Source organism: Rhodococcus sp. R1101, from assembly GCF_000278445.1.
Classification (GTDB): Bacteria; Actinomycetota; Actinomycetes; order Mycobacteriales; family Mycobacteriaceae; genus Rhodococcus; species Rhodococcus gordoniae.
Window position 1 is genome coordinate 1 of the sequence record NZ_AJVB01000685.1, and the last position, 1,534, is coordinate 1,534.

The window sequence follows — 1,534 nt, forward strand, 5'->3', positions numbered from 1 at the left end:
CCGCCCGACCCACACAGACTCTCGGCGCCTTCTTCACCGTGTGGACCATTCAGCGCAGCCAGGACCTCGCCGTCCTCAAGGCTGTCGGCGCCTCCACCCGTTACCTGGTCAAGGACGCGCTCGGTCAGAGCCTGATCGTGCTCGTGTTCGGCGCCGGGCTGGGCACACTGGTCGCACTCGGAGTGGGAACGATTGCCGCGCAGGTGGTTCCGTTCACGCTCGCGGTTTCGACCACTGTCGTTCCGTTCCTGATCCTCGTCGCGATGGGCATGATCGGCGCGGCTGCCTCTCTGGCGCGCATCGTCAAGATCGATCCCCTCACCGCCCTCGCTGCCGCCCGATAAGCCGCTCCCGAAGCCGAAAGGACATCCGAACATGAGCATCTCCTCGAGAGACATCGTCCTCACGTACCCCGACGGTGACGAGCGTCTGCGCGCCCTCGACGACGTGGACTTCGAAGTCGGGCGCGGCGAATTCGTGGCCGTGACCGGTCCTTCCGGATCAGGCAAGTCGAGCCTGCTCGCCGTCGCCGGTTTGCTCACCACTCCCGATTCGGGCCGTGTCGTCATCGACGGTCAGGACGTGACGGGACTGAGCCGCGACGAGCGCACCGCTGTGCGGCGCGAGAAGCTCGGCTTCGTGTTCCAGCAGTCGAACCTGCTCCCGTCGTTGACCGCCGTCGAGCAGCTGCAGATGATGACCCACCTCGCCGGCGGGTCGGCCCGCGACAGCCGAGCGCGCGCCGCGGACCTGTTGTGCTCGCTCGGTCTCGAGAAGCAGCTCGATCGGCGTCCCCACCAGCTGTCGGGCGGACAGCGCCAGCGTGTCGCGATTGCGCGCGGGCTGATCAACGACCCCTCGGTGTTGCTGGTCGACGAACCGACCTCGGCACTCGACGAGGCCCGTAGCCGCGAGATCGTCGGTCTGCTCGCGGAACTGAGCCGCGACCGGAACGTGGCCACGGTGATGGTCACCCATGACCTGAGTCAGCTGATCCTCGTCGACCGCGCCTATGGAATGCGCAGCGGAGCGCTGCTTCCCACCTACAGCCGTCTTTCCACGCCGGCGTCCTGAGGCGCAGCGGCGACTACCTTCAGGACCATCGGGCCCCGCCGCGGCGGGGCCCGATGGCCGTTGTTCGTCGAGCACGGAATCGGCGTTCGGGCAATGTAATCGGATTCTCACACGGTGCGCAGTTCGAGGAACCGGCGCCGAACGAAAACAGGGGCTGTGGCATTGCGAGCGATATTCGAGTCGGCTTTCGACATCACCTATCTACTGACGATCTTCACGCTCGGCGTACTCATCTTGCGCGGCGGTCCTGCGCGCCGGGGCGAGCTGCCGGCGCAACTGGCGGGCTGGACCGCGATCGTTCTCGGCTTCGGCGACTCGTTCCACCTGCTCGCCCGGGTGTGGGCATTGAACACCACCGGCGTCGAGGCCCACCCTGTTTCCCTCGGCTACGGCAAACTGGTCACCGCGCTGACCATGACGGCCTTCTACGTGCTGGTCTATCTGCTCATCCTGCGACGCT

3 protein-coding genes are annotated in these 1,534 nt (G+C 66.4%); all 3 read left to right on the top strand.

The window, feature by feature from the left end; all coding sequences use genetic code 11:
- Positions 1-344, top strand: a 344-nt coding sequence (locus tag R1101_RS28380; protein ID WP_037224870.1) for an FtsX-like permease family protein, incomplete at its 5' end; no start/stop codon positions are given.
- Positions 345-375: 31 nt separating this feature from the next.
- Entirely contained in the window at positions 376-1,074 is a 699-nt protein-coding gene (locus tag R1101_RS0123210) for an ABC transporter ATP-binding protein (protein WP_016935576.1), read from the top strand.
- A gap of 156 nt (positions 1,075-1,230) precedes the next feature.
- A partial coding sequence (locus R1101_RS0123215; protein ID WP_016935577.1) for a hypothetical protein occupies positions 1,231-1,534 on the top strand: 304 nt, incomplete at its 3' end.